Source organism: Nocardia panacis, assembly GCF_003598715.1.
Classification (GTDB): Bacteria; Actinomycetota; Actinomycetes; order Mycobacteriales; family Mycobacteriaceae; genus Nocardia; species Nocardia panacis.
This window is the reverse complement of record NZ_QZFU01000045.1, coordinates 318734-344606: the sequence shown is the minus strand read 5'-3', so window position 1 is coordinate 344606 and position 25873 is coordinate 318734. Positions and strand designations below refer to the sequence as shown.

At 68.6% G+C, this 25873-nt stretch carries 25 protein-coding genes; 6 read left to right on the top strand and 19 right to left on the bottom strand.

Going from position 1 to position 25873, the window contains the following annotated elements; translation table 11 throughout:
* Positions 1 to 19 precede the first annotated feature (19 nt).
* From D5S18_RS32145 to D5S18_RS32110, 8 genes are all read right to left on the bottom strand, one after another.
* A complete protein-coding gene (locus tag D5S18_RS32145) occupies positions 20 to 520 on the bottom strand; it encodes an arginine repressor (RefSeq protein ID WP_162501000.1) in 501 nt (166 codons plus the stop codon).
* Positions 517 to 1455, bottom strand: a complete 939-nt coding sequence (gene argF / locus D5S18_RS32140) for an ornithine carbamoyltransferase (protein ID WP_120044874.1) — start codon at positions 1453 to 1455, stop codon at positions 517 to 519. The genes D5S18_RS32145 and argF overlap by 4 nt, the downstream gene beginning before the upstream one ends.
* The gene (locus D5S18_RS32135; protein ID WP_120044873.1) at positions 1452 to 2657 is read right to left on the bottom strand and encodes an acetylornithine transaminase; all 1206 of its coding nucleotides are present in this window, start codon (positions 2655 to 2657) and stop codon (positions 1452 to 1454) included. The genes argF and D5S18_RS32135 overlap by 4 nt, the downstream gene beginning before the upstream one ends.
* Entirely contained in the window at positions 2654 to 3580 is a 927-nt protein-coding gene (gene argB / locus D5S18_RS32130) for an acetylglutamate kinase (protein ID WP_120044872.1), read from the bottom strand. The genes D5S18_RS32135 and argB overlap by 4 nt, the downstream gene beginning before the upstream one ends.
* Positions 3577 to 4788: a bifunctional glutamate N-acetyltransferase/amino-acid acetyltransferase ArgJ gene (gene argJ / locus D5S18_RS32125; protein ID WP_120044871.1), complete on the bottom strand. Its 1212-nt coding sequence runs from the start codon at positions 4786 to 4788 to the stop codon at positions 3577 to 3579. Before argJ ends, argB begins: the two co-directional genes overlap by 4 nt.
* Positions 4785 to 5843, bottom strand: coding sequence for an N-acetyl-gamma-glutamyl-phosphate reductase (gene argC, locus D5S18_RS32120; protein ID WP_120044870.1), 1059 nt, complete (start codon positions 5841 to 5843; stop codon positions 4785 to 4787). Before argC ends, argJ begins: the two co-directional genes overlap by 4 nt.
* Positions 5844 to 5903: 60 nt before the next feature.
* Positions 5904 to 6209: a hypothetical protein gene (locus D5S18_RS34650; protein WP_147404328.1), complete on the bottom strand. Its 306-nt coding sequence runs from the start codon at positions 6207 to 6209 to the stop codon at positions 5904 to 5906.
* A 147-nt stretch (positions 6210 to 6356) separates the two neighbouring features.
* A complete protein-coding gene (locus D5S18_RS32110; protein WP_239004132.1) occupies positions 6357 to 7061 on the bottom strand; it encodes an ArsR/SmtB family transcription factor in 705 nt (234 codons plus the stop codon).
* Between the two features lie 97 nt (positions 7062 to 7158).
* On the opposite strand from D5S18_RS32110, the gene D5S18_RS32105 reads away from it, so the two are divergent.
* A complete protein-coding gene (locus D5S18_RS32105; RefSeq protein ID WP_120044867.1) occupies positions 7159 to 7935 on the top strand; it encodes an isocitrate lyase/PEP mutase family protein in 777 nt (258 codons plus the stop codon).
* An 83-nt stretch (positions 7936 to 8018) separates the two neighbouring features.
* Here D5S18_RS32105 and D5S18_RS32100 read toward each other — a convergent pair whose 3' ends face one another.
* Positions 8019 to 8510, bottom strand: a complete 492-nt coding sequence (locus D5S18_RS32100; protein WP_120044866.1) for a pyridoxamine 5'-phosphate oxidase family protein — start codon at positions 8508 to 8510, stop codon at positions 8019 to 8021.
* 62 nt (positions 8511 to 8572) lie between these two features.
* On the opposite strand from D5S18_RS32100, the gene D5S18_RS32095 reads away from it, so the two are divergent.
* Positions 8573 to 9541 (top strand): helix-turn-helix transcriptional regulator, encoded by a 969-nt coding sequence (locus tag D5S18_RS32095; protein WP_120044865.1) that lies wholly within the window; start codon positions 8573 to 8575, stop codon positions 9539 to 9541.
* Between the two features lie 58 nt (positions 9542 to 9599).
* Here the strand turns inward: D5S18_RS32095 and D5S18_RS32090 are convergent, their stop codons facing one another.
* A complete protein-coding gene (locus tag D5S18_RS32090) occupies positions 9600 to 10700 on the bottom strand; it encodes an FAD-dependent monooxygenase (RefSeq protein WP_120044864.1) in 1101 nt (366 codons plus the stop codon).
* Between the two features lie 118 nt (positions 10701 to 10818).
* Between D5S18_RS32090 and D5S18_RS32085 the strand changes: the two genes are divergently transcribed.
* Positions 10819 to 11448, top strand: a complete 630-nt coding sequence (locus tag D5S18_RS32085; protein ID WP_120044863.1) for a TetR/AcrR family transcriptional regulator — start codon at positions 10819 to 10821, stop codon at positions 11446 to 11448.
* On the opposite strand, the gene D5S18_RS32080 is transcribed toward D5S18_RS32085, so the two are convergent.
* The 4 genes from D5S18_RS32080 to D5S18_RS32065 are packed head-to-tail and all read right to left on the bottom strand — an operon-like array spanning position 11405 to position 16318.
* Positions 11405 to 12808 (bottom strand): GntP family permease, encoded by a 1404-nt coding sequence (locus D5S18_RS32080; protein ID WP_120044862.1) that lies wholly within the window; start codon positions 12806 to 12808, stop codon positions 11405 to 11407. The genes D5S18_RS32085 and D5S18_RS32080 overlap by 44 nt on opposite strands.
* An 11-nt stretch (positions 12809 to 12819) precedes the next feature.
* Positions 12820 to 13449: a bifunctional 4-hydroxy-2-oxoglutarate aldolase/2-dehydro-3-deoxy-phosphogluconate aldolase gene (locus D5S18_RS32075; protein WP_120044861.1), complete on the bottom strand. Its 630-nt coding sequence runs from the start codon at positions 13447 to 13449 to the stop codon at positions 12820 to 12822.
* A complete protein-coding gene (locus tag D5S18_RS32070; protein WP_120044860.1) occupies positions 13446 to 15059 on the bottom strand; it encodes an N-acyl-D-amino-acid deacylase family protein in 1614 nt (537 codons plus the stop codon). Before D5S18_RS32070 ends, D5S18_RS32075 begins: the two co-directional genes overlap by 4 nt.
* An 11-nt stretch (positions 15060 to 15070) precedes the next feature.
* On the bottom strand, positions 15071 to 16318 hold the full coding sequence (locus tag D5S18_RS32065) for a type III PLP-dependent enzyme domain-containing protein (protein WP_120044859.1): 1248 nt from the start codon (positions 16316 to 16318) through the stop codon (positions 15071 to 15073).
* 166 nt (positions 16319 to 16484) lie between these two features.
* On the opposite strand from D5S18_RS32065, the gene D5S18_RS32060 reads away from it, so the two are divergent.
* Genes D5S18_RS32060 through D5S18_RS32050 form a run of 3 tightly spaced genes read left to right on the top strand, consistent with a single transcriptional unit; the run spans position 16485 to position 18722 of the window.
* Positions 16485 to 17519, top strand: coding sequence for a sugar kinase (locus tag D5S18_RS32060; RefSeq protein WP_239004131.1), 1035 nt, complete (start codon positions 16485 to 16487; stop codon positions 17517 to 17519).
* A 31-nt stretch (positions 17520 to 17550) separates the two neighbouring features.
* Positions 17551 to 18318, top strand: coding sequence for an IclR family transcriptional regulator (locus tag D5S18_RS32055; protein WP_120044857.1), 768 nt, complete (start codon positions 17551 to 17553; stop codon positions 18316 to 18318).
* A gap of 2 nt (positions 18319 to 18320) precedes the next feature.
* Entirely contained in the window at positions 18321 to 18722 is a 402-nt protein-coding gene (locus D5S18_RS32050) for a RidA family protein (protein ID WP_120044856.1), read from the top strand.
* Positions 18723 to 18769: 47 nt separating this feature from the next.
* Here the strand turns inward: D5S18_RS32050 and ppc are convergent, their stop codons facing one another.
* The 5 genes from ppc to D5S18_RS32025 form a co-directional block, all read right to left on the bottom strand.
* Positions 18770 to 21598: a phosphoenolpyruvate carboxylase gene (gene ppc / locus D5S18_RS32045; protein ID WP_120044855.1), complete on the bottom strand. Its 2829-nt coding sequence runs from the start codon at positions 21596 to 21598 to the stop codon at positions 18770 to 18772.
* Between the two features lie 85 nt (positions 21599 to 21683).
* Positions 21684 to 22244, bottom strand: a complete 561-nt coding sequence (locus tag D5S18_RS32040; RefSeq protein ID WP_120044854.1) for a GTP-binding protein — start codon at positions 22242 to 22244, stop codon at positions 21684 to 21686.
* Positions 22245 to 22272: 28 nt separating this feature from the next.
* Positions 22273 to 22719, bottom strand: coding sequence for a DUF742 domain-containing protein (locus D5S18_RS32035; protein ID WP_120044853.1), 447 nt, complete (start codon positions 22717 to 22719; stop codon positions 22273 to 22275).
* The gene (locus D5S18_RS32030) at positions 22716 to 23144 is read right to left on the bottom strand and encodes a roadblock/LC7 domain-containing protein (protein ID WP_120044852.1); all 429 of its coding nucleotides are present in this window, start codon (positions 23142 to 23144) and stop codon (positions 22716 to 22718) included. Before D5S18_RS32030 ends, D5S18_RS32035 begins: the two co-directional genes overlap by 4 nt.
* A 64-nt stretch (positions 23145 to 23208) precedes the next feature.
* Entirely contained in the window at positions 23209 to 25716 is a 2508-nt protein-coding gene (locus D5S18_RS32025) for a sensor histidine kinase (protein ID WP_239004130.1), read from the bottom strand.
* Positions 25717 to 25873: the final 157 nt, after the last annotated feature.

The following is a 25873-nucleotide window of genomic DNA, read 5'->3' as shown; positions in this document are numbered from 1 at the left end:
GGGTTCGGTTATCCGGAACTCAGGCCAGTCGCTCTATCCGAGCGGCCAATTCGGCGCCGGTCAACGGTTCGCGGGCGATGACGGCGATGGTGTCGTCGCCCGCGATGGTGCCGACGATGAAGGCCAGCGCGGCCCGATCCAACGCGCTGGCCAGGTAGTGCGCCGCACCGGGCGGGGTGCGGAGCACGGCGATATTGCCGCTGTGATCGGTGGAGACCAGCAGATCCCCGAGCAGTTTGGACAGACGATCGGTGCCGCCGGTGACCCCGCGCACCGGGCTGCCGTCCTCGGGCACCACGTAGACACCCGCGCCGCCGTCGGCGGCGCGCAGTTTGACCGCGCCGAGTTCGTCGAGGTCGCGCGAGAGGGTGGCCTGGGTGGTCTCGATCCCTTCGGCGGCGAGCAACCCGGCCAGTTCGGTCTGGCTGCGCACGGCGTGCGCGGTCAGCAGCTCCACGATGCGGGACTGTCGGCCCGCTCTGGTGCGGGCGATGGCCGGACCGCGTTCCTCCACGCTCACCCTCGACCCCGTCGGGCCAGCAGCCACACCAGCAGCGCCTTCTGCGCGTGCAGCCTGTTCTCGGCCTCGTCCCACACGGCGCTGTGCGGGCCGTCGAGCACCTCGTCGGTGATCTCCTCGCCCCGATGCGCCGGAAGACAGTGCAGCACGGCGACATTCGACTGTGCCGCGTTGAGCAGGTCGGCGTTGAGCTGGTAGGGGCGGAACGGGCCGACCCGGTCCTTGCCGTCGTTTTCCTGACCCATCGAGGTCCAGGCGTCGGTGACCAATGCGTCGGCGCCCTTCGCCGCCGCCACCGGATCATTGGTGACCGCGACGGTGGCGCCTGTTTGGGCGGCCCTGACGCGTGCGGCCTCGACGACCCACGGCAGCGGTTCGAAACCCGCGGGCGCGGCGATGGTTACGTCCAGACCCGCGGTGACGCCGCCGAGCAGCAGCGAATGCGCCATATTGTTCGCACCGTCACCGAAGTAGGCCAACCTGCGCCCGGACAGCTCGCCGAGCCGTTCGCGCAGGGTGAGCAGATCGGCGAGCACCTGGCAGGGGTGGAATTCGTCGGACAGCGCGTTGACCACGGGAACCGTTGCCGTGGCGGCCATTTCGTCCAGGCGGGACTGTTCGAAGGTGCGCCAGACAATGGCGTCGACGTAGCGCGAGAGCACCCGACCGGTATCGCCGAGGGTCTCCTCGCGGCCCAGTTGGGTGTCGCGACCGTCCACCACGACGGCGTGCCCGCCGAGTTGGGCGATCCCCATCTCGAAGGAGAAACGCGTTCGGGTGGAGTTCTTCTCGAAGATGACGCCGACCCCGCGCGGCCCCTCGAGCGGCCGATGCGCGAACGGGTCGCGCTTGAGTTCGGCGGCCAGGGTCAGCACCTCGGACTGTTCGGCCGGGGTGAGGTCGTCGTCGCGCAGGAAATGCCGCAGCGCACTCACTGTTGGGCTCCCTTCGCCGCGTCGAGTATGCCGGGTAGGTCGGCGAGGAATTCGTCCACCAGATCCTCGGGGAGGATGAGAGGTGGTGCGAGCCGAATCACGTCGGGCTTGGGCGCGTTCAACAGGTAGCCCGCGCCGCGCGCCTGATTCTCCACCTCGGCCGACACTTCGTCGGTGAGCACGATGCCCAGCAGCAGTCCGGCGCCCCGCACATGGTCGACCAGGGGGTGATCGAGCCCCTCGATACCGTCGCTGAGCCGTTTGCCGACCGATTCGACGTGGGCGAGCAGGTCCTGCGCGTCGATGGTGCGCAGCACCGCCAGCGCGGCGGCCGCGCACACCGGATTACCGCCGAAGGTGGTGCCGTGCGCACCGGGTGTGAGCAGTTCGGCGGCGCGACCGGTAGCCAGCACCGCGCCGATCGGCAGCCCGCCCGCCAGCCCCTTCGCGAGGGTGATCACATCGGGGGTGATACCGAATGCCTGGTGCGCGTAGAACTTTCCGGTGCGACCGATACCGGTCTGCACCTCGTCGAGCACGAGCAGCGCGCCGTGGCGCGCCGTGATCTCCCGTGCCCGGACCAGGTAGTCGATCGGCGGGACCACCACGCCGCTCTCCCCCATGATCGGTTCGAGGAAGACCGCGGCCGTCTGGTCGTCGACGGCGCGTTCCAGCGCGTCCGCGTCGCCGTAGGGCACGAATTCCACACCGGGCGGCATGGGTTCGAAGGGGGTGCGCTTGGCGGGTTGGCCGGTGAGCGCGAGCGCGCCCATGGTGCGGCCGTGGAATGCCTCGTGGCAGGCGATGATCTTGGGGCGGCCGGTGAGTCGGGCGATCTTGAAGGCCGCCTCATTGGCCTCCGCGCCGGAATTGCAGAACAGCGCGCGCGAGGTGTGCCCCGGCCCGATCCCGTCACCGAAGTGGGCGAGCAGCCGCTCCGCCAACTCGATCGTCGGCTCGGCCATATAGAAGTTGGAGATGTGCCCGAGGGTGCCGAGTTGGGCGGTGACCGCCTCGATGATCGCCGGATGGGCGTGGCCCAGGCTGTTGACCGCGATACCGCCCAGGAAATCGACGTAGCGCTTGCCGTCCGCGTCGTAGACCACCGCACCTTCGCCTCGGGTCAGCGCCAGCTTCGGGGTGCCGTAGTTGTTCATCAGCGCGGCGGACCAACGCTGCTGCAGGGCTTCGACTTTGGTCATTGTTTCGTTCCGTCCGGTGTGTCCGCACCCGCGGGCGAGGACGTCACCATCGTTCCGATTCCTTCTCCGGTGAACAGTTCGAGCAGGACCGCGTGCGGGACGCGGCCATCGATGACGTGCGCGGTGGGCACGCCCGCCCGGACCGCGCGCAGGCACGCCTCCATCTTGGGCACCATGCCCGCGTCGAGGCTCGGCAGCAGCCGCGCCAGCGCGTCGGTGTCGATGCGGGTGGTCAGCGAGGTGCGGTCGGGCCAGTTCGTGTACAGCCCTTCGACATCGGTGAGCACCACCAGTTTCTCCGCGCCGATGGCGGCGGCCAATGCGGCGGCGGCGGTGTCGGCATTGATGTTGTGCACCACGCCCGCCGCGTCGGGGGCGATGGTGGACACCACCGGAATGCGGCCCGCCGCGATGAGATCCAGCACCGCGTCGGCATTGACGGAGGTGACGTCGCCGACCAGGCCGATATCGGTGGGTGCGCCGTCCACCACGACGGTGCGGCGGGTGGCGGTGAACAGGCGGGCGTCCTCACCGGAGATGCCGACCGCGTAGGGGCCGTGGGAGTTGATCAGGCCGACCAACTCCCGACCCACCTGACCGAACAGCACCATCCGCACCACATCCATCACCTCGGGTGTGGTGACCCGGAAGCCGCCGCGGAATTCCCCCCGCAGGCCGAGCTTTTTCAACATGGCGCTGATCTGCGGGCCACCACCGTGCACCACCACCGGATGCACGCCGACGGTGCGCAGGAAGGCCATATCGGCGGCGAACGCGCGCTTGAGCTCCTCGTCGATCATGGCGTTGCCGCCGTACTTGACGACCACGATCCGATCGCGGAATTTCTGCAGCCACGGCAGGGCGTCGGCCAGCACGTGCGCCTTGTCGAGGGCCGAAAGGTCCTGCACCGCTTGGCCGGTCATGAGCTGTAGGCCGAATTCTCTTCGACGTAGCCGTGCGAGAGGTCGGTGGTGCGGATCATCGCCGAGGCCGCACCGACATTCAGGTCGATGAGCACATCGATATCCGCGCCCGAGAGATCGACCTCACGCGCGCCCGGCGCGCCGACGCTGTCCACGCAGACCGGATTCCCGTTGAACGACACCGAGATCCGGTCCGGATCCAGGGTGACCGGGGCCATGCCGACGGCGGCGAGGACCCGACCCCAGTTCGGATCCGAGCCGAACAGCGCGGTCTTGACCAGGCTGTCGCGGGCCACGCAGCGGGCGGCAGCGACCGCCTCGTCCTCGGTCAGCGCACCCGCCACGGTGACCCGGACACGTTTGGTGACGCCTTCGGCATCGGCCATCAACTGGGCGGCCAAATCGTCACAGACGGCGAGGACGGCGGCATCCAACTCCTCCTGCGAGGGGGTGACCGCGCTCGCGCCATTGGCCAGCAGCAGCACCGTGTCATTGGTCGAGCAGGAGCCGTCCACATCCAAGCGGTCGAACGTTTTCCCGGTGGCCTTGCGCAGTGCCGCGTCGAGCTGCTCCGCGCCGACGACGGCATCGGTGGTGAGCACCACGAGCATGGTGGCCAGCGACGGGGCCATCATGCCCGCGCCCTTGGCCATACCGCCGACATTCCACTTGTCGCGATGGTGGTAGGCGGCCTGCTTGGGCACCGTATCGGTGGTCATGATGGCGTGGGCGGCATCGCTGCCGCCGCAGATGCCGCCCGCCATCTCGTGCACGATCTCGGTGACGGCCGGGATCACCTTGTCCATCGGCAGCCTGTCACCGATCAAACCTGTTGAGCAGACAGCGATTTCGCCCGCGCCGGTGTCGGTGCCCCAGTTGCTCAGCGCCTTCGCCAATTCCTCGGCGGTGCGGTGGGTGTCCTGGAAGCCGAGTGGACCGGTGCAGGCATTGGCCCCACCGGAATTGAGGATCACCGCGCGCAGCCTGCCGGTTTTGAGCACCTGCTGCGACCATCGCACAGGGGCGGCCTTCACCTTGTTGCTGGTGAACACCCCTGCGGCCGCGTACTCCGGACCTTCACTGAAAACCAGTGCCAGGTCCGGCTTTCCGCTCTTCTTGATACCCGCAGCGATACCCGCGGCGCGGAAGCCGAGCGGGGCGGTGACGCCCTGGCTGCGGACCAGCTTGCTGCCTTCGATCGTCGTCACGGTGCCACTCCTACGGTGGAAAGTCCTGCGGTCTCGTCGTATCCGACGGCCAGATTCATCGATTGCACCGCCGCCCCCGCGGTGCCCTTGGTCAGGTTGTCGATCGCGCCGATCACCACGAGCTGTCCGGCGTCGGCGTCCACCGCCACCTGGAGGGTGACGGCATTGGAACCGAGCACCGAACCCGTCTGCGGTAGGCGGCCTTCCGGCAGTAGATGCACGAAAGGTTCTTCGGCGTAAGCCTTTTCGTAGACGGCACGGGCCTGTGCGGCGTCCACGGTGGTGGGTGCGGTGCAGGTGGCCAGGATGCCGCGCGGCATCGGGGCCAACACCGGGGTGAACGAGACCGCGACATCGACACCGCCCGCCGCGCGCAGATTCTGCGCGATCTCCGGGGTGTGCCGGTGCGCGCCCGCGATCCCGTAGGCACGGGCCGAGCCCATGACCTCCGAGGCGAGCAGGCCGGTATCGAGTTTGCGACCCGCACCCGAGGTGCCGCTCACCGCGACGACAGTTACCGAGGGGGCGATGATGCCCGCGGCGATGGCGGGCGCCAGCGCGAGACTGGCCACGGTCGGATAGCAGCCGGGTACGGCAATTCTGATGGCCCCCTTCAGCTTTGCCCGCCCACCCGGCAGCTCCGGAAGCCCGTACGGCCAACTGCCCGCATGCTCGGTGCCGTAGTAGCGCCGCCACGCGGCCGGGTCGGTGAGCCGGAAATCCGCGCCGCAGTCGATGATCACCGTCGACTCCGGGAGTTGCGCGGCGATGGCCGCCGACCGGCCGTGCGGCAGCCCGAGGAAGATCACGTCGTGGCCTGCCAGTTCCGCCGCGGTCGTGGCGGTGAGGACCCGATCGGCCAGCGGCAGCAAATGCGGCTGCGTCTCCCCCAGGGCGGTCCCGGCATTCGAACCGGCGGTCAACGCCCCGATGGTGAGGCGTCCGGATCGGTAGGCCGGATGTCCGAGCAGCAGGCGCAGCACCTCGCCGCCCGCGTATCCGCTCGCACCCGCCACCGCGACCCGCACGGCGGGTCCGTCCGAGATATCTACCATGTGATGATTATGCACAATTGTGCAAGCTCATTCATCACCGCGGGTGACTTCCTTCCGGAATCACGCTATTGTTAGAACATGCGTTCGAATGATTGCTCTGACGATGTGCGTCACGGTGATCAACGCTATAGCGAGCAGCTGACCGCCCTGGAGGAAGCGGTCGCCGGTGTGCGCGGGCTCGACCTCGCCGCCGCGACCGAAGGCGAGGTCGCAGAGCTGCTCCGCCGCGTCGAATCGGCCGCGCGAGGGCTTTCGGGGATGATCGCTCGCGCGGCCGATCGACTTCGTCGGCAATGATTCGATCCGGCGCATCGATGCCCTGACCGTATCGAGGGCACCGATCGGACCAACCGCGGCCCGGCCCACCGGCTGCGGGTATTGGGTTTCGTATTCGGTGAGGTCGATGGGGCCGTCGCGGCGGGTGCGGGCCGTGATCTCCTCGACGGTCGGTCAGTCGGTCGGAGATCCGAATCGGCAGGCAGTCGCTATGCGCAGTCGCCGTCGGCCCGATGATCAGCGCAGAGTCGCCGGATTGATGCCGAGCAGATCGTGGAGCCCGACCTCGCCCGCCGAAGTGGCGCGGACCGCGCGGCCGGTGCCGACCCCGACGATCCAGTCGAGTTCCCGCAGGCGACGGCACAGTTGAGCGCCTGCCGCGCCACCGAGGTGGGTGCGGCGCTCGGTCCAATCCAGGCAGGGACGGGTCAACGGGCGGCGGGTGTGCAACAGGGCGGGATCGATGCCGAGCGGACCTGTGAAGAAGGCCATCCCCGGTGCGGTGAGCGCGAAACCCGGATCGGGTCGCAGGAATTCGCGTTCGGTGAGCGCGTCGGTAATGGCGACGCCGAGTCGACCCGCGAGGTGGTCGTAGCAGGTGCGACCCCTGGATAGGGCGGCCGACGCCGTAGCGGTTTTCAGGCCCGTCACCTTGACCGGGGGCGCGCCGATATAGGTGGCCAACGCCTCGATCAGCTCCGCGGCACGGGCGTCGGCCAGTTCGACATAGCGGTGCCTGCCCTGGCGACGTTCGGCGAGCAGTCCGCCCGCGAGCAGCCGATTGAGGTGTTCGGTGGCCGTCGAGGGCGCGACGCGCACCGTGCGCGCGAGTTCGCCCGCGGACCACGCCCGGCCATCAATCATGGCCAGGCACATCGCGGCGCGGGTGCGGTCGGCCAGCAGGGCCGCCAAACCCGCGAGATCAGCTGCTCGGGCATCCACGACACCATCATGACGCGAGAACATTTCGGCGAGCGCCGAACTATCGCGGCACTAGCGTCACGGACAACCGTTTCGGAACGTAGATGGAGGAGAGCCAGTGAACAAGGCCGAGGTATTTCGCGAATTGCACGGCGGCCCCCAGCCGCTGATCCTGCCCAATGCCTGGGATTTCGGTTCGGCCGCGGTGCTCGCGCAGGAGTTCCCGGCGATCGGCACCACCAGCCTCGGTGTGGCGGTGGCCGCCGGACTCGCCGACGGGATGGGCGTCTCACGCACCGAGACACTGGCCTTGGCGACGCGGCTGGCGCGACTCGCGGTGCCGGTCACGGTCGATATCGAGGGCGGATTCGGCGCCGATCCCAACGAGGTGGCCGAATTCGTCGCCGCGCTCGGCGATTTGGGGATAGCCGGGGTCAATCTCGAAGACAGTCGATCGGATTCGACGCTTGTCACCCCCTCGCAGCACGCTCGAGTGGTCGCCGCGGTGAAGGCGCGCACTCCCGCGGTCTTCATCAATACGCGAGTGGACACCCACTGGCTGCGCCTCGACCAGGACTCCACGCTCGACCGCGCCCGGCGCTACGCCGACGCGGGCGCGGACGGCATCTTCGTACCGGGCGCGACCGATCCCGCGCTCATCGCCCGCATCGTCGCCTCGGTCGATGTGCCGGTGAATATGTTGTACTCGGCGAACGGACCGTCGATCAGGTCACTCACCGACTTGGGCGTACGGCGGATCAGCACCGGCTCCCTGCTGTACCGAGGCGCGCTGGCTGCCGCCTTGGACATCGCCAAAAGCGTCCGCGCCGACACCCCACCCCCTTTCGACCTCATCCCCGACTACCGCCGCATCGCCGCCCTCACCAATTCCTGAGAAGTGTTCACCCTCGGGAGCATAAGTTGGTGGGGCTGTTACCTTTTCACGAATTCCGGAGCTCGCGCGGAACTGTGGTGCGCTCAGTGTTTGCGAACGATTCGTTCGCCTGCACCGGGTTTCCAGATGGTGATGTCGAGGTGGTCGTCTATCAGTTCGACCGTGGAGGCGCCGGTGAGGTCGGCGGTGAAGAAGTGGTCGAATTCGGTGGTTCGGAGGTCGAGGCCGGTGTCCTGGTAGAGGTCTGCGGCGAAGCGGGTGTGCAGGGCCGGGTCTCGGTTCTCGATGGCGGTGCCGAAGAGTTTGGCGTCGCCGTCGCCGACGTGGGTATCAACGGTGGCGGTGTGCAGGCAGAAGCGGGGGTCGCGGGCCAGGTCGCGGAATTTGGTGGTGCCGGGCATGCCGACTATGACGAGCATGTTCTCGAATATGCGGGGTTCGACCGGGCTGATGCGGGGCGAGCCGTCGGCGCGCAGGGTGGCCAGCAGGCACAGGTTGCCGGTGGCGCGGTGCCTGCGCGCGAAGACGGCGGCGATATGCGGTGCTTCCTCGGCGAACTCGATCCAGGTCGTCATGGATGTCACGGTAGTTCGGATACTTGACATCTGCTGTCAGGGTTGCGGGATATTCTCGGACTATGCGGGCGAGCAGACTGGTGCGATTGCTGCTCTTGTTGCAGACGCGCGGACATACGACGGCCGCGCGGCTGGCGGCGGAACTCGAGGTTTCGGTGCGGACGGTGTATAGGGATATCGAGGCGCTGTCGGAGGCGGGGGTGCCGATCTATTGCGAGCAGGGTCGCGCGGGTGGGGTTCGGCTGGTCGACGGGTACCGAACCCGGTTGACCGGCCTGACCTCCGAGGAGGCCGATGCGGTGCTGCTGGCCGGATTGCCCGGTGCGGCAGCCGATCTCGGGCTCGGCACCGTGTTGGCCACCGCCCAGCTCAAGGTGCTCGCCGCGCTGCCGCCCGAATTGCGCGGCCGCGCCACCCGTATCGCCGATCGGGTGCACATCGATGCGCCCGGCTGGTTCCACCGCGCCGAGGAAACGCCCGCGTTGGCCGCGGTGGCGGATGCGCTCTGGGCGGATCGCAGGCTGCGAATCCGCTACGGTCGCAAAGATAAAGAGGCCGCCCGCACGGTCGACCCGCTCGGCCTGGTCCTCAAGGCGGGCACCTGGTATCTCGTCGCCGCGCACGGGGACGAGATCCGCTCCTATCGCGTCGGCCGCATCGCCGAGGTCGAACCCATCGAGGAAACCTTCGACCGCCCACCGGATTTCGACCTGACCGCCCACTGGGACACCGCCGCGGCCGAATTCGCCCGCACCATGCTGCGGGTGCGGGCCCGCCTGCGGGTCTCGGCGGCGCACCTGTTCCTGTTGCGCTCGGGCAACGATCCGGCCGCCGTGACTGCCGCGTTGGAATCCGCGGGTCAGCCCGACGCCGACGGCTGGGTGGAACTCACCCTGCCTGCCGAGTCGTATGAGGTGCTGGCCCACGGGATTCTGCCGCTCGGCGAGTATGCCGAGGTCCTCGAACCTCCGCAACTGCGCGCCCGTATGGCGACCATCGCCGACAGGATGCGCGCACGCTACGTCGACTGAGGTCGTGCCGTTCACGGGTTTTCGGCCGATACCACCGATCGGCCGGATTCGCGCGGTGTCAGCGGGTCCAATTGAGCAGCGGACCCATGGCTTTCAGTTGCGGACCCTCGGGAATGCGCCGCATGATCGCATCGCGGAGCGCAACCGCGGGCGGCCAGGACAGTTGAGCGAGGGTGCCGACCCACCGCGATTGATTGACGACCATGGTGGTGCGCGGACCCCGTTCGGCGTCGTAGCGGGCGAGATCACCACCGGAGGTGGCGATCTCGGTCAGCACGACGGCATCCTCGAGCGCCTGGCAGGCCCCCTGACCGAGATTCGGGGTCATGGCGTGGGCGGCGTCACCGGCCAGGGCGATCCGGCCTGCCGAAAGCCGCTTCAGTGGGGGCAGATCGTAGATATCGTGTTTGAGGACATTCGCTTCCGAGGCGGCCGCGATCAGGCCCTGCACCGGCTCCGGCCATCCGGCGTAACGACGGCGGAGTTCGGCGAGCCCACCGCCGGGGCTACCCTCGGGCATGGCGGCGACGGCGAAGCAGTAGACGCGGCCGTCGGGGAGCCCGCCGTAGCCGAATCGTTGACCGCGACCCCACATTTCGACGATCTCGCGGACCGGTTCTTTGGGGGTGACGACCATGCGCCAGGTGGTGTAGCCGCGGTAGCGCGGCACCATCTCGCCGCAGACCGCCCGCCGCGCGACGCTGCGAATCCCGTCCGCGCCCACCACGATATCGCCGACCGAAGCGCCCGCCGAGTGCTCGACGGTCCCGTCGAGCCCGGCCGAGCGAACCGAGATACCGGTTCGCAGCATCGATTCCGGCACCGCCTCGCGCAGGATGTCGAGCAGGTCGGCGCGGTGCACCATGATCGGCAACCCGTAGGTCGCCTCGAGCTGCGCCATGTTGTAGCGAGTCAGCCACCCGCCCTTGGCATCCTGGATCCCGGCGGCCCGGCAGTCCCCGGCCCGCCTGCGCACCTCGTCCCCGAGTCCGAGCGCGTCTAGTGCGCGAACAGCGTTGGGCCACAGCGATAGTCCCGCACCGACCTCAGCGATGCGGCTCGCCCGCTCCAGCACCTCCACCTCCCACCCCGCGCGCACGAATCCGACCGCGCAGGCCAGACCCGCGATTCCTCCGCCGACCACGACCGCCTTGGGCATAGCGCAACCTCCCACCGAATCGTCGGGCACCGCGCCCGAACTGGCTCGAGATTAATGCCGCCCGCACCGAAATTCACTACTTCTGTAGTAATGATCACTACTGATGTAGTGTGCAGGGATGTCGACGAAACGGGAGCGGGCGCTGGACGCCGCGATCGAGATCCTTGGCACCCAGAGCCTGCGCGCCCTCACCCATCGCGCCGTCGACGAACGGGCCGAACTTCCCCCCGGCTCCACCTCGAACTATTTCCGCACCCGCGAGGCACTGCTCACCGGTGTCGTGGCCCGGCTGGAGGAGCGTGACCGCGCGGACTGGGCGGCGCAGAACCGCACCCGGATACCCACCACCGTCGACGAACTGGTGGACGGCCTCGTCGTCCTGGTCGAATTCATGATCGGTCAGGACCGGGTGCGCAATATGGCCAGGTACGCGCTGCTGCACGAAACGGCGCACCTGCCCGCGCTGCGGCAGGCACTGCGGCGCGGGCACGAGAACATCACCGACTGGGTCGCGCGCACCCTCGGCGAAATACACGTCGTGAATCACACCGAGGACAGGCGCGCCGCGGATCGTGCCGTCGAACAGCGGCTCGTCGCCAAGGCGCTCATCGACTACCTCGACGGCTTGGTTCTGCACCAACTGACCACCCCGACACCGGGTTTCGCACCGCGGGCCGGGGTGGATCTGGTGGTGCGCGCCCTGCTCAGCCGACGATCGCGAACAGCGCCGCCGCCACCGCGAAGCTGACCACCGACAGCACCGTCTCGAGCACGGTCCAGCTCTGCAGGGTCTGCTTGACGGTCAGGTTGAAGTACTTCTGGATGATCCAGAAGCCGCCGTCGTTGACATGGCTGAGCACGATCGATCCGGCCGCGATGGCCATGGCGATGAGCGCGATCGCCGCCTGGGAGTAGCCGTGGCCCGCGACGAGCGGCGCGACGATACCGCCGGTGGTCACGATGGCCACCGTGGCCGACCCCTGGGCGATGCGCAGTCCGCAACTGATGAGGTAGGCGAGCACGATCACCGGCAGTCCGGCCGCGGACATGGTGTTCGCCAGCGCCGCGCCGATCCCGGTGGCCGCGATGACCTTTCCGAAGAACGCGCCCGCGCCGACCACCAGCAGCAGCATGCCGACCGGGCGCAGGGATTCGGCGGTGAGCGTGCCCAACTGCTGCACGCTCGCGCCGCGCCGGACACCGAGCACGTAGAACGCGATCAGCACCGCGATGAGCAGCGCGACGGCGGGTGTGCCGAGGAAGGTCAGCACCTGGAGCAGTCGGGAATTCTTGTCCAGCAGTTGGGTGCCGAAGGTCGCGCCGAGGATGAGCACCAGCGGGACGGCGATGATCGCGCCGATGGTCGCGACGTGGGGCGCGGCCTTCGGGTCCTCGGTTCCGTTCTCCTCGCGCACCAGGAATTCCTCGGGCACCTCCACCTGGATCCGCCGGCCGATCCACGAGCCCCAGACCAGACCCGCAGCGATGAAACCCGGTACGCCGCAGACGAATCCCATCAGGATCAACCAGCCGAGACTCACCTCGAGCAGTCCGCCGAGCGCGACCGGACCCGGATGCGGCGGCAGGAAGGCGTGGGTCATGGACAGACCGGCCAGCATCGGCATGGCGTAGAGCACCAGTGAGCGCCCGCCGCGTTTGGCCGCGACGTAGATCAGCGGCGCGAGCACGAAAATGCCGATATCGAAGAACACCGGGATGCCGAGGATGAGTCCGAGCAGGCCCATGGCGATGGGCGCGCCCCGCTCCCCGAACAGGCCGAGCAGTTTGCCGGTCAAAACATCGGCGCCACCGGATCTTTCGAGGATCGCGCCCAGCACCGTACCCAGCCCGATGATCACCGCGATATGGCCGAGGATGCCGCCGAAGCCGGTCTCCAGCAGCGAATCGCCGCTCTTGATCGCCGTGCCGACGATCTTGTTCACCGGTAGGCCCGCGGCCAGCGCGAGCGCGAGGCCGGTCAGCAGCAGCGCGATGAACGGCTCCAGTTTGACCTTGATGATGGCCAGCAGTAGTACAGCGATGGCCAGACCGCACAGCACCAGCAATCCCGGTGTGGTGGTGCGCAGCCAATCGACAGTGGCGCCCATGGGGGTACCCCTCACTTCATGGATCGAACAAAAGTTGCCGCGCGAGCGGCGATTTCGGGCCAGCGGCCCGCGGCGACCTCGGTGGGCGCCACGACGTCGGTGCCCGCGGTCACGGCCGCGGCGCCGTTGGCGAGGAATTGCGCGGCATTGCCCGCGTTGACTCCACCCGACGGGATCAGCGGCACGTTCGGAAACGGGCCGCGCAAATCTTTCAGATAGCCCGGTCCGAGCGCGCGGGCCGGGAAGATCTTCACCGCCGCCGCGCCCAGGTCGAGCGCGGTCAGCACCTCCGAGGGCGTGAAAGCGCCCATGACGACAGGGATGCCGCGCTCCCCCGCCACCCGCGCCACCTCGGCGCGCACGCCGGGGGTCACCAGGAAGCGCGCGCCGTGATCGATGGCCGCGCGCGCCTGATCCCCGGTGAGCACCGTGCCCATGCCGAGCACCGCATCCGATGCGGCACCGGCCTGTTCGAGATATTCGAGCACGCCGGGTGTGGTGAAGGTCAGTTCGAGTGCGCGAATCCCGGCTCCCGCCAAGGCCTGTGCGAGTGCGACCGGATCGGGTATCGCGGGTGCGCGAACCACGGTGAGCACCCGGTCGGCCCGGATGACGGCCAACGCGTCGGTGGTGTCGGTCAACGGGTTTCCTTCCGCGAGGGGTCCATGCGCAGCGCGCGGCCGGCGAGTATGCCGGTGGGCGCGCCGTTTTCGAGGGCGAAGCGGCCATTGACCAGGACATGCCCGATACCGCCCGCCTGCTGTCTCGGATTGTCGAAGGTGGCGGTGTCGGTGATCGCGGCCGGATCGAACAGCACCAGGTCGGCCGCGTAGCCGGGGCGGATGAGTCCGCGCTCGCGCAGCCGCAGCCGCCGCGCCGGGCGGCCGGTGAGGTGGTGCACGCATTCGGCCAGACCGAGTACGCCGAGTTCGCGCACGTAGCGGGCGAGGAAGCGCGGGAAGGCGCCCCAGGCCCGAGGATGCGGCCGCTCGCCGACCAGCAGCGCGTCGCTGCCGCCCATATGTCCGGCGTCCACCATGATGGCGCGCACATTCGCTTCGTGGCCGACGTGCTGAAGGATGGTGGTGGCCAACTGATCCCGGCGCAGCAGGTCGAAGAACAACTCCTCCGGCGCCACCCCCTGTTCGGCCGCCGCTTCGGCGACGGTGCGGCCCACGTACTCGCGCAGCGCGGTATCGCCGACACCGCTGATCTGAATGGTTTCCCACTCCACCGTCACCCCGTGGCAACCGTCGGAGCCATTGACGTTGACATCCACCGCGATGCGCGCGCACTCGGCGGGATCGGCCAGTCGGGCCAGCGCCGCGTCCGGTCCGCCCGACATGACCCAACTGGGCAGCAGCGCCGAAAGTGTGGTCGAGCCGGGCAGATACGGGTAGGTGTCCAGCGTGATATCGCAGCCGTCGGCGCGCGCCGCCGCGATCATGGCGAGGAATTCCGGTGCGCGGCCGCGGTTCACGCCGAAGTTCATGGTGGCGTGGGTCAGGTGCAGCGCGCAGCCGGTGCCGCGGGCCAGTTCGATCATCTCGGCGTACGCCTCGAGCGCGCCCTTGCCGTAGGAGCGGGTGTGCGGCGCGTAGAAGCCGCCGAATTCCGCGACCACCTCGCACAGCGCCGCCAATTCCGCGGTGTTCGCGTACATTCCGGGCGTGTAGGTGAGTCCGCTCGACATACCGACCGCGCCGTCACGCAGGCCCTGCGCCAAAAGTTCGCGCATGCGCCGGATCTCGGCGTCGGTGGCGGAGCGCTGTTCGGCTCCCACCACCATCAGTCGCAGCGTGCCCTGTGGCACCAGGTACGCGGCATTGGGGGTGATTCCCCGGTCGAGCCGGTCCAGGTATTCGGCCACGGTGCGCCAGGAGAAGTCCAGATCGGCGGGATTGCCGTTCCAGCCCGCGATTTGGCGGCGCACCACGGCCAGGGTGGCGTCGTCGATCGGGGCGTAGGACAGTCCGTCCTGGCCTATCACCTCGGTGGTGACGCCCTGACTGATCTTGGGCAGGTGTCCCGGCTCGGTGAGCAGGTGCAGATCCGAATGCGCGTGCATATCGATGAATCCGGGCGCGAGCACCGTGCCCGGATCGGATTCGACGATCCGGCCCGCACCGGAAAGCGTCGCGGGCGCGGCGATCTCGGCGATGCGCCCGTCTACGACGCGCAGATCGCCGCGATAGCCGGGCGCGCCGGTGCCGTCGATGATCTCGACATCGCGAAAAATGAGCTCTGTCATGGTGTTCCGGTTCAGAAGAAGGTGTGCACCAGGTCGACCACGCGCGGGTCGGCGGCGGCGGCATCATCGAGGACGGGGATGAGCCGCCACTTGTCGAAGGCGGTGCACGGATGCGAGAGGCCGAGCCGCACCACACTGCCCACCGCGACCGCGCCCGGTGCGCGCAGGAAGGTGTGCTGATCGTTGAGCGCGCTCACGACGGCGGCCGAATCGAGCCTGCCTGCTTGCGGTCCCGCGATGATCTGCGGGACCGGAAGCCCCTCATCGAACGGCAGGTCGCGCTTGCCCGCGTCGAGCAGCGCCAACTCCGGTTCCGGTCGGGATACGGCCCGCGCCCAGCCGTGCATGGCCGAACGCAGCGAACCCGCCAGCGGCGAGATGCCCGCGTAGAAGCCGTCGTCGTGAATGAGGTACGCGCCGGAGCGCAGGATCACCTGCGCGCCTTCGAGTCCCGCGAGCCGATCCAGCACGAGATCCGGGTAGGAGCTGCCGCCCGCGGTGAGGATGGCCTGCTCGGCGGCGAACATGCCCGCGAGTTCGCGGTGCAGCCGGGCCATTTCGTCCAAATAGTGGCCGATCGCGTCCAGCGCGCGGGATCCGCGATCATGTCCGAGCGCACCCTCGTATCCGGCCACACCGGCCAGTTCGAGCCGCGCGGAGGCGGCGACGGCACGCGCCACCTCGACCGCCCGGTCCACCGTGCGCGCACCCGTGCGCCCGTGCGGCCCACCGAGTTCGACCAGCACCCGCAGCCGGGGTCCCGGCGCTTCGCGCAGATGCTCGTCCATCCACGCGACCGTCTCGACGCTGTCGACCCAGCTCAGGAATTCGAATTCGGCATCGCGGGCCTGTTCGGCGGCGACCCAGCGCAGCCCGACCGGATCGACCAGCGCGTTGGCCAGCAGGATCCGGCCGACACCGAAGGCGCGCGCCACCTGCGCCTGCCACGGCGTGGCCAGGGTGATGCCCCAAGAGCCCGCCGCGAGCTGCCGCGCCCAGAGCTGCGGGGCCATGGTGGTCTTCCCGTGTGGCGCCAATGCCACCCCGGCCGCGCGGGTCCAATTCGCCATGACCGCGAGATTGTTCGCGATGGCGGATTCGTCGAGGGTGAGGACGGGGGTGCTCAGGTCCGTCAATCGTGGTGCGCCCGCGAGGAATTCGCGTGCGGTGCGACCCCAGGCCGAGGGCGGGAGCGCTTTGTGCTCCGGTCCCAGCGTGCGATCCGCCAGCGCCGCAACGACTTCGCTGTCGATGGTCACAGCCGTTCCTTCCCGCGGATTCGACACCCGCCGCGTTGAAGTGGCTCATGCCCGAGCGAGAGACCCGGGACATTGCACTATGTGCAATCGATGTTGCGCATAGTGTTTTGGTGTGGCTATTCTGCACGTACTGTCCCATGACCGCAAGCGAGATAAGGAGTTCGGTGTGACCCCGCGTACACCGCCACGGGCGGTGACCGTCGGCGAGGGCCTCGCCGTCCTGGTCGCCCATCCGGGTCCGCTGGAGGATTCGGCGAGCTTCGAACGCGCCGCGGGCGGGGCCGAGGCGAATGTCGCCACCGTCCTCGCCCAGCTCGGCGTCGAGACCGCGTGGCTGTCCAGGGTCGGCGCGGACGGCTTCGGTCGGTATCTCATCGACAACCTCGCCGCGCGCGGGGTGGACGTCTCCGCCGTCACCACCGATCCCGCCCGCGCCACCGCCCTCTACATCAAAGAACGCGGCGGCGGCTCCGCCCACCCCACCGACCTGGCCGCCGGGCAGAGCCGAATGCTGTACTACCGCACCGGTTCCGCCGCGAGCGCGCTCGCACCCGCCGACCTCGCCGCCCCCGCCGCCGCACGCCTGCTCGACGGCTGCGACCTGGTGCACTTCAGCGGGATCACCACCGCCCTCTCCCCCGCGACCACCGCACTCACCGAGGCCATCGTGACGATGCCGCGCCGCGGCAGACTGGTCGGCTTCGACCTCAACTATCGACCCCGCCTGTGGTCCGGGCGCGCGGACGCGGCCGCCGATATCTTGGCCCGACACGTGCGCGCGGCCGATATCGCCTTCCTCGGCGCCGACGAGGCGGGCGAACTGTTCGGCGTCGACGATCCGGACCGACTGCGCGCCCTGTTCCCGGAGCCGAGGACGCTCATCGTCAAGGACGACGCCCGCGCCGTCATCGGCTACGAAGGAACGCACCGGATCTCGGTGCCCGCGCTGCGGATCGAGGTCACCGAGCGGATCGGCGCCGGTGATGGCTTCGCAGGCGGCTACCTGGCCGCCATGCTGCACGACCTGCCGCCGGCACAGCGGCTGCGCTACGGCCATCTGTGCGCCGCCGCCGCGCTCACCGGCACCGGCGACGCCCCCGTGCTCCCGCCCGCCGCGACGCTGGCCGCATTGGCCCGCCTCGACGACCACGCGTGGGCGCGACTCGACTTCACCGCCGCCACACGGGATGTCGCATCGTGAATCCGGCGCGGAAATCGACTATGGGTGATACATGAGTCAAAGTCTGCTGCGCGCGCTCACCATCCTCGTCGCCCTGGGATCGGACACCCAGTCGCTCGATCAACTGGCCGCCCACCTCGGCGTCCACAAGTCCACCGTGCTGCGGCTGCTGCAGACCATGGAATCCGAACGCTTCGTCACCCACGACGCCCAACACCGCTACGCCCTGGGATCCAGACTGTTCGAGCTGGCCAATCAGTCGCTGGAACACCGCGACGTGCGCGCGCTGGCGCGCCCGCACCTGGCACAGTTGAATTCCGCCACCGGCCAGACCATTCACCTGGCCACCTACGAATCCGGCGACGCGGTCTACATCGACAAGTTCGACGCCATCCACAGCGTGCGCATGTACTCCAGGATCGGTCGGCCCGCCCCGCTGCACTGCACCGCCGTCGGCAAGGTGCTGGTGGCCGCCCAGCCGCGCGCCGAATGGCGTGCCATCGCCGAGCGGCTCGACTACCACCGGTTCACCGAACGCACCATCGGATCCGCCGCGGACTACCTGACCGAGTTGGACAAGGTGCTCGCCCAGGGGTACGCGGAGGATCACGAGGAGCACGAGAGCTTCGTCAACTGCATCGGCGTCCCGGTCCGCAATGGCACCGGCGCGGTGGTGGCCGCGATCTCCATGTCGGTGCCGGACATGCTGCTCGACCACGACCAGGTGCTGGCCGCCCTCCCGCAGGTGCGCGCCGCCGCCGACGCCGTCTCCACCGAACTCGGCTGGACCTCCGGCCGTCCCGCACACACGAAAGGGTAGTAATGACCGAGAAGATCGCCATCCGCACCGAATTCGCCCCCGCCCCGGCCCACACCTTCTCCCAGGGTGTGCGCAAGGGTCCGTTCCTGCAGGTGTCGGGTCAGGGTCCGGTCGACCCGTTGACCAACGAATACCTGCACCAGGGCGATGTCGCGGCGCAGACGCTCCGCACCCTGGAGAATGTCAAGGCGATCATCGAGGCGGGCGGGGCGAGTTTCGACGATGTGGTGATGCTGCGCGTCTACCTGACCACCCGCGACGACTTCGCCACCATGAACGACGCCTACGGAGCGTTCGTCGCCGCCAACACCAGCGGGGTGCTGCCCTGCCGCACCACGGTCTTCACCGGGCTGCCCAGGGCCGAGATGCTGGTGGAGATCGACGCTGTCGCCGTCATCGCCTAATCGATGTGGAATGCGCGGGCCGAACACTATTCGGCCCGCGCGGGCGACTATCCCGAATTGCGCAGCGCCGTGGCCAGACCGTTCATGGTCAAGAGGATGCCCCGCTTGACCAGTTCCGAATCATCGCCCGCCCGCAGCCTTTTCAGCAGTTCCACCTGCATCTGATTCAGCGGTTCCAGATACGGGAACCGATTGTGGATGGATTCCGACAGGGACGCGTTATCGGCGAGCAGCCGCGCGTTGCCGGTGATGGCCGCGTGCATGCGCAGCGTGCGGGCGTGCTCGTCGCGAATCATGCCGAAGATCCGCTCCCGCAATCCGACATCGGTCACCAGTTCGGCGTAGCGGGCGGCGATGGCCAGATCCGATTTCGCCATCACCTGAGCCAGATTCGACAGCACCGTGCCGAAGAACGGCCACCGCCGATACAGCTGCGACAGTCGCGCCAATCGGGCCGGATCATCGCCGACCCATTCCTCGAGCGCGGTGCCGGTCCCGTACCAGCCGGGCAGCATCACCCGCGCCTGACTCCACGCCATCACCCACGGGATCGCGCGCAGATCCGCCACCGAATTCGTGGGTTTGCGCGAGGCGGGGCGGCTGCCGATATTCAGATCGCCGACCTCGGCGACCGGCGTCGACTGGCGGAAATACTCGACGAATCCCGGAGTCTCGTGCACCAAGCGGGAGTAGGCGGCGCGAGCGCGCGCGGCCAACTCGTCCATCAGTTCGTAGGACGGTTCCGCGTCCGAACCCAGACCCTCCACATCGAGCAGTGTCGACTCCAGCGCGCCCGCGATGAGCGATTCCAGATTACGGTGCGCCGCACCGGGTTCGGCGTATTTGGCGGCGATGACCTCGCCCTGTTCGGTCAAGCGCAGCGCGCCGCGCACCGCGCCCGCGGGCTGGGCCAGGATGGCGTCGTAGCTGCGCCCGCCGCCCCGGCCGACGGTGCCGCCGCGACCGTGGAACAGCCGCAGGCGAATTCCGCTCTTGCGGGCCGTGTCGACGAGATCCAACTCCGCCCGGTACAGCGCCCAGTTGGCCGCCAGGTAGCCGCCGTCCTTGTTGGAATCGGAGTAGCCGAGCATGACCTCCTGCCGCATCCCGTTGGCGGCCACCAGATCTCGATACACCGGAACCTCCAGCGCGGCCGACAGCGTCGCCGCGCCCGCGCCCAGATCCTCGATGGTTTCGAACAGCGGCACGATCCCCAGCGGACTACTTGGCGCGCCGTCTCCCGGATCGAGCAGCCCGCCCTCCTTCAGCAGCAGCGCGGCCTCCAACATATCGCTGACCGAGGTGCACATGCTGATGATGTAATTCGGCACCGCCTGCGGACCGAAGGTGTCCACCACCTCCTTGGCCGCGCGAATGATCCCGAGTTCCTTCGCCGCGAGCTCGCTCAGCCGGGCGTCGGGTCCGAGCAGCGGACGGCGGGTGCGCAACTCGGCCGAGAGCAGTTCCACCCGAACCTCTTCGGGCAGGCTCGCGTAGTCCGGATGCACCCCGGCCCAGGCCAGCAGCTCGGCCACGACCTGTTCGTGCACCTCCGAGTTCTGCCGCATATCCAGGCCCTGGAGATGAAAGCCGAAGGTCTGTACCGCGTCCCGCAGCGCGACCAAACCATCCTCGGCCAGCAACTCGTCACCACTGGCTCGCAGCGAGGCATCGATCGCGTCCAGATCTTCCAGCAGCTCCTGCGGCGACGAATAGGGCTGCGCCGCAGGCGCATCCGGCAGGCCATCGGCCCCGGTCGGTGCGAGGACGAAACCGGGCAGGGTATGCGAGGCGGGTGCGCCCGTGGCCTCCCCGCCCTGCACCGGAACACCGCCGAGGGCACGCTGCGCGGTGGCCGTCAACCGGGACCGAATCCCGTGCAGCGCACGGCGATACGGTTCGTCGGCATGCGCGGCCGGATCGGTGTATCCGACCTCGGCCAGCGCCGCCACCCGCGGACTCACCGCGACCAGCCGGGCCGAGAGCGCCAGCGACTTCTCCAGATCCACCAGCTCGTCGAGGTAGCGACCGAAGGCGACCGCCGCCGCCGAGCGCGCCGCATGCCGCACGATATCCGCTGTCACATAGGGATTCCCGTCGCGGTCGCCGCCGATCCAGGAACCGGGCCGCAATATCGGGGGCAGGTCCACCTCGGGCCACCGGGCGCGCACTGCCGCGCGCACCTGCGCGTTGATCGCCGGGATGACCTCGAACAGGCTCAGGTCGTAGTAGCGCAGACCCACCGCGATCTCGTCCTGAATCCGCAGGCGCGCCAGGCGAATCAGCGCGGTCCGCCACAGCGTCAGCACCAGCCTGCGCAATTCCCGATCCAGATCGGCGCGCTCGCCCTCGGTGTAGCGCCGCCGCTGCCGCATCAACTCGGTGATGCGCGCCTGCACGTCGAAGACGCTGCGCCTGCGGGTTTCGGTCGGATGAGCGGTGATGACCGGCGAAACCAGCGCGTCCGCCAGCAGATCCGCGACCAGATCCCCGCTCAATCGCGCGGCATCGAGTTTGGCATAGGTGGCCGCGAGCGAGGAATCCTGCGGCGGCTCCCCCGCCGCCACATGCGCCGCCCGCCGCCGATCGCGCTGAATATCCTCGGCCAGATTGGCCAGCAGCACGAAATAGCTGAACGCCCGGATCAGCGGCAGCGCCACCTGGATATCCACCCCGTCGAGCATCCGCGCCACCGCGCTGCGCCCCACCTCCTCGCGGCGCACCCGGAACGCCTCCACCCGCACCCGCTCGATCAGATCGAAGACCTCGGGACCTTCGTGATCGCGAATCGTCTCGCCCAGCAGCCCGCCGAGGAATCGGATATCGTCCCGCAGCGGCCGGATCGCATCCTGTACCGCATCGATGGATTCACCCATGTTCAGACAGTATCCAACCACAAGCATTCCGGCCGCGACCCCTCCGGTATGCGAGCAAGCCCACATACCGCGTGGCAGCCGGACCCTACCCGACCCGCTCGGCCGAGAGCCGATGGAACAGAACCTGCTCCAGCAGCGCGACCAGCACCTCCTTGACCGACTCCCGTTTGCGCGCGTCGCACTCCAGGACCGGGATCCAGTCGTCCAGATCCAGGGCCTCGCGGACCTCGCCCAAATCGAATTGCGCCGCACCGTCGAAGCGATTGACCACCACCACGAACGGGGTGTTGCGCTCCTCGAAATAGTCCAGCACCGGATAGCAGTCCTCGACCCGGCTGGTATCCACCACGATGACCGCGCCGAGCGCGCCGTCGGTCAGATCGTCCCAAAGGAAGACGAACCGATCCTGCCCCGGCGTGCCGAACAGGTACATGATCAGCGAACTGTCCAGCGTGATCCGGCCGAAATCGAGCGCGACCGTGGTCTGCGTCTTGTCCGCCCGCCTGCCAGGATTGTCGATGCCGAGCGCGACCTCGGTCATCGCCGCCTCGGTGACCAGCGGCTCGATCTCGGAGATCGCGCCGATGAAAGTCGTCTTCCCGACCCCGAATCCACCGCTCACCACGATCTTGACCGAGGACGGCATGGGCCGCTCGGCCGAGGGTGTGCGATATTCAGAGTGCCCGTACAAGGTCCCTGATCCTCTCGATCGCTGCGGTGGATAGCTCCGGTGCGTCGCGCACCGTCACATGCCCGGCCGCCGCGAGATCACTGACAATGACCTTCGCGACGCCGACCGGGACATGCAGCGCGGTCCCGATCTCGGCGATGGAATGCGGTTTCTGACACAGTTGCACCACACTGCGCTGTTCGAACTGCAGCGGCGCCGACAGCGCCGCCGGCGGCGCGTGCACCAGCGTCTCGATGCGCAACCCGTCCAGCAGCGGAGTGGTGCGGCCCGCGGTGACCACGAAGGGCCGCACGAACCGATCGGACGGATCGTCCTGCGGTTCGGGCTCCTCGTTGCGGGCGATGGGGCGATCCCCGCCGAACCAGCCGAAATTGGTCGGCGGCGGGATCATCCTCGGGTCCGGCAGCCGTGGCCGGTCTGGATCTCTCATCGGCGTAAGGTCTCTCGTAGTTCGGAGATGAGCGCCGGATCGAGCAGGGCACCGGCCCGCTCGGCCAGCACGGCCATTTCGTAGCCGACCAGACCGACATCGCAACCGCCGTCGGCGATCACGCCGAGGCACGAGCCGTCGCCCAGCGCGGAGACCAGCAGGAATCCGCGCTTCATCTCGATCATGATCAGTTTCAGACCGTCGAACTGGTAGCTGCGCGAGGCGCTCTTGGCCAGGCTGGCCAGCCCGGACACCATGGCGGCCAAGCGATCCGCGCCCGTGCGGTCCAAACCCTCGGACATGGCGATCAGCAGACCGTCGGAGGAGACGGCGACGGTATCGCGCACCCCGTCGGTATTCCGAACGAAATTGGCCAGCAGCCAGTTGAAGGTGTGCGGGTCGGCGCTCTGTAGATGGGGTGTCACCGAATCTCCTCTGCGGTGTAGCTCATGGCTGTGGCTGCGCCCATGGCTCTTCTCGATTCCGAGCTCATGGCTCCGGCCAATTCTGCGCCGAATCCTCGGCGCGCGGGTCGATCTCGGGGGCGCCCGCGCCGCGCTCATGGCCCGCACGGAAGGACGAGAGCATGCTGCGCACGTCATTCGGGGTGCGCGGGGCGGCGGGCCGGAATTCGGCGCGCGCGGAATCCGAGCGCGGCGCGCCGGGTTCCGGATCGCGGGAACGCTTGTTGCGCTTGACGAGTCCATTGCGGGTGCGTTCCGTCGCGGCCGATGCCTCCGGCAACCGCCACTGGCCGGTGTCATTCGGCAGCACCGGCGTGGCGCCCGTCGGCGGGTCGACCGGGGAGACGAAATGCGAGTACGCCGAGGCGGGCGGCGACGGAACCGGCGATTCGGCCTCCACGATCCGCGACGCCACACCGGTGTCGTAGCGCGCGTCCCGCTCGGTGTCGGTGCGCGCATCCGACGCGACGTCCGTTCGTACCGCCTGCGTGGTAGCGCCGAGAGCGTGTGCGGGATGGGCGGATTCGTGCTCGACACCATTGCGGGTCGGCGCGTCGCGCACCAGCAGCGCGCCCTCGGCGGGCGCGAGCTCGTGGCGGGCGTGCGCCGGACGACGCTCGGCGGCGGGCAGCGCGGGCGGCGGCTCCGGGGCGGGCGCGGCGAGGGCGGCGCGCGGCGCGGCGGCCAGCGGATCCTGCTCCGAGGCAAGCACTTCCGTCGGCATGAACACCCGCGCGACAATGCCGCTGACCGGTGACACATTCAGCTCGACCTCGACCCCGAGCCGCTGCGCGAGCCGACCGACCACGTAGTGGCCCAGGTAGCGCGAGGGCGAGACGATGAAGTCCTGTTCGCCGCGCAACCTGGCATTGGCGACGGCCAACTGCTCGGGCGGCATACCCACCCCGTGATCGACCACCGCGAGCAGATAACCGCCCTGCACCTTGCGGCCGTAGATCTCCACCTCCAGATCCGGTGGGGAGAAAGCCAATCCGTTCTCGATCAGCTCGGCGAGCATATGCGCCAACTCGCTGACCACCGCGCCCTGCACGGCGATATCGTCCACCCGGCGCAGCGCCACCCGGCGATAGTCGTCGACCTCGGACAGACCGGCCCGGATCACATCGGTGAGCGGAATCGGATCGGCCCAGCGGCGCGGGCTGCCCTCACCGGTGAGCACCAGCAGGCTCTCGGCATTGCGGCGCATGCGGGTGGCCAGATGATCGAGTTCGAACAGATTGGCCAGACCCTTGGGATCGAGTTCCTCGCGCTCGAATTCGGAGATCAGACTCAACTGGCGACGCACCAGATTCTGATTGCGGCGGGCCAGGTTGGCCATGGACTCGGTGGTGTTGCGGCGCACCAGCGCCTGCTGCGAAGCCAATTCGAAGGCGGTGGTCTGCACATTGTCCAGCGCGCCCGCCACCGCCTCGATCTCCACCGTGGCGCCCGCGGGGGTGCGCACCCTCGCGGGTGGATCCGGGTGATTGTCCGAGGATTTCAGCCACGCGTCGATGACCTCGGGCAGGCGGCGCGAAGCCACGTCGTCGGCCTCGGCGGCCAGACCCGCCAGCGGGCGCACGATACCGCGCACCGAACTGATCACCAGCGCCACCATCGCCGCGATGGCCACGGCCGCGCCGAACAGGAAGAGGAACAGGTTGCGCGCCGCGGCGGTCTGCAGGTCATCGGCGCTGGTCTGCACCTCGTTGCCGATGGCCTGCTGCACATTGCGCTGATCATCGATGATGCTCGAGATCTGCGACCACCACGAGATCGGATCCACCTCGTGCACCAGTCGCCCCTCACTGGAGGCGATGGCGATATTCTCGGCTTGCTCGGCCTTGGTGGCGTTATCGGTCAGCAGTGAGGCATCCAGCTTGGCCTGCTGGGTCTTGGTGGCGTACTGGGTGAACGAGGCCAGCGCCGAGAGCTTGCCCGCGCGAATCTCCAGGAACTGCATGTACTCCGCGCCATTGAAACCCTCGGCGGCGAAAACACCGTTGAGGAAGCCGCGCTCCTGCGCCGACTCCTCCTTGGCGCGGCCCAGCGCGTACAGCGCCTCGAGTCCGTGGCGCACCTGCGAGTCGCGCGCCTGATCCAGGCCGAGTTGCAGGTGGGTGAGGGCCTGGATGGCATCGGTGTAGAACTGGAACGCGCCCTGCTTGGTGATGCGGCGAGCGTCGATCTCGGCGCGGGTGCCCGGCAGCGCGTTGAACTGGTTCAGCGCCGCGCGCACCTGCCCCGCTCCGGGTCCGTTCTCACCCAGCGCGCCGCGCAGCACCTCGATGGCGTGATCGACCCGGCCGCGCTGCTCCACCACCGGCTGCTGCTGACGGTTGTCACCGCCGAGCAGGCCGGTGCTCAGACCGCGTTCGCGCTGCGCCTCGTGGATCAGGTCCTGCACGGTGAGCGCGAGCGAGACCGCGCGCACCGTGTCGCCCGCCTCGCCGTAGTCGGAAACCTCTTTGTAGACCGTGACTCCCAGCAGACCCAGCACGAGAGCCAGTGCCAGCACCAGGATTCGGGCCAATTGGCCACCAATGGTACGCGGCCGTACTATTTTGCCAGGGGACATCCGCTGTTCACCGGCGGCGACCGCGGGCTCTAGTTCGGTGGCGCCCCCGGACTCCGGCCGTCGCTGACGTTCGCGCACCAACCTTGCCACTCCTCCGAAAAGCCAAGCCGTG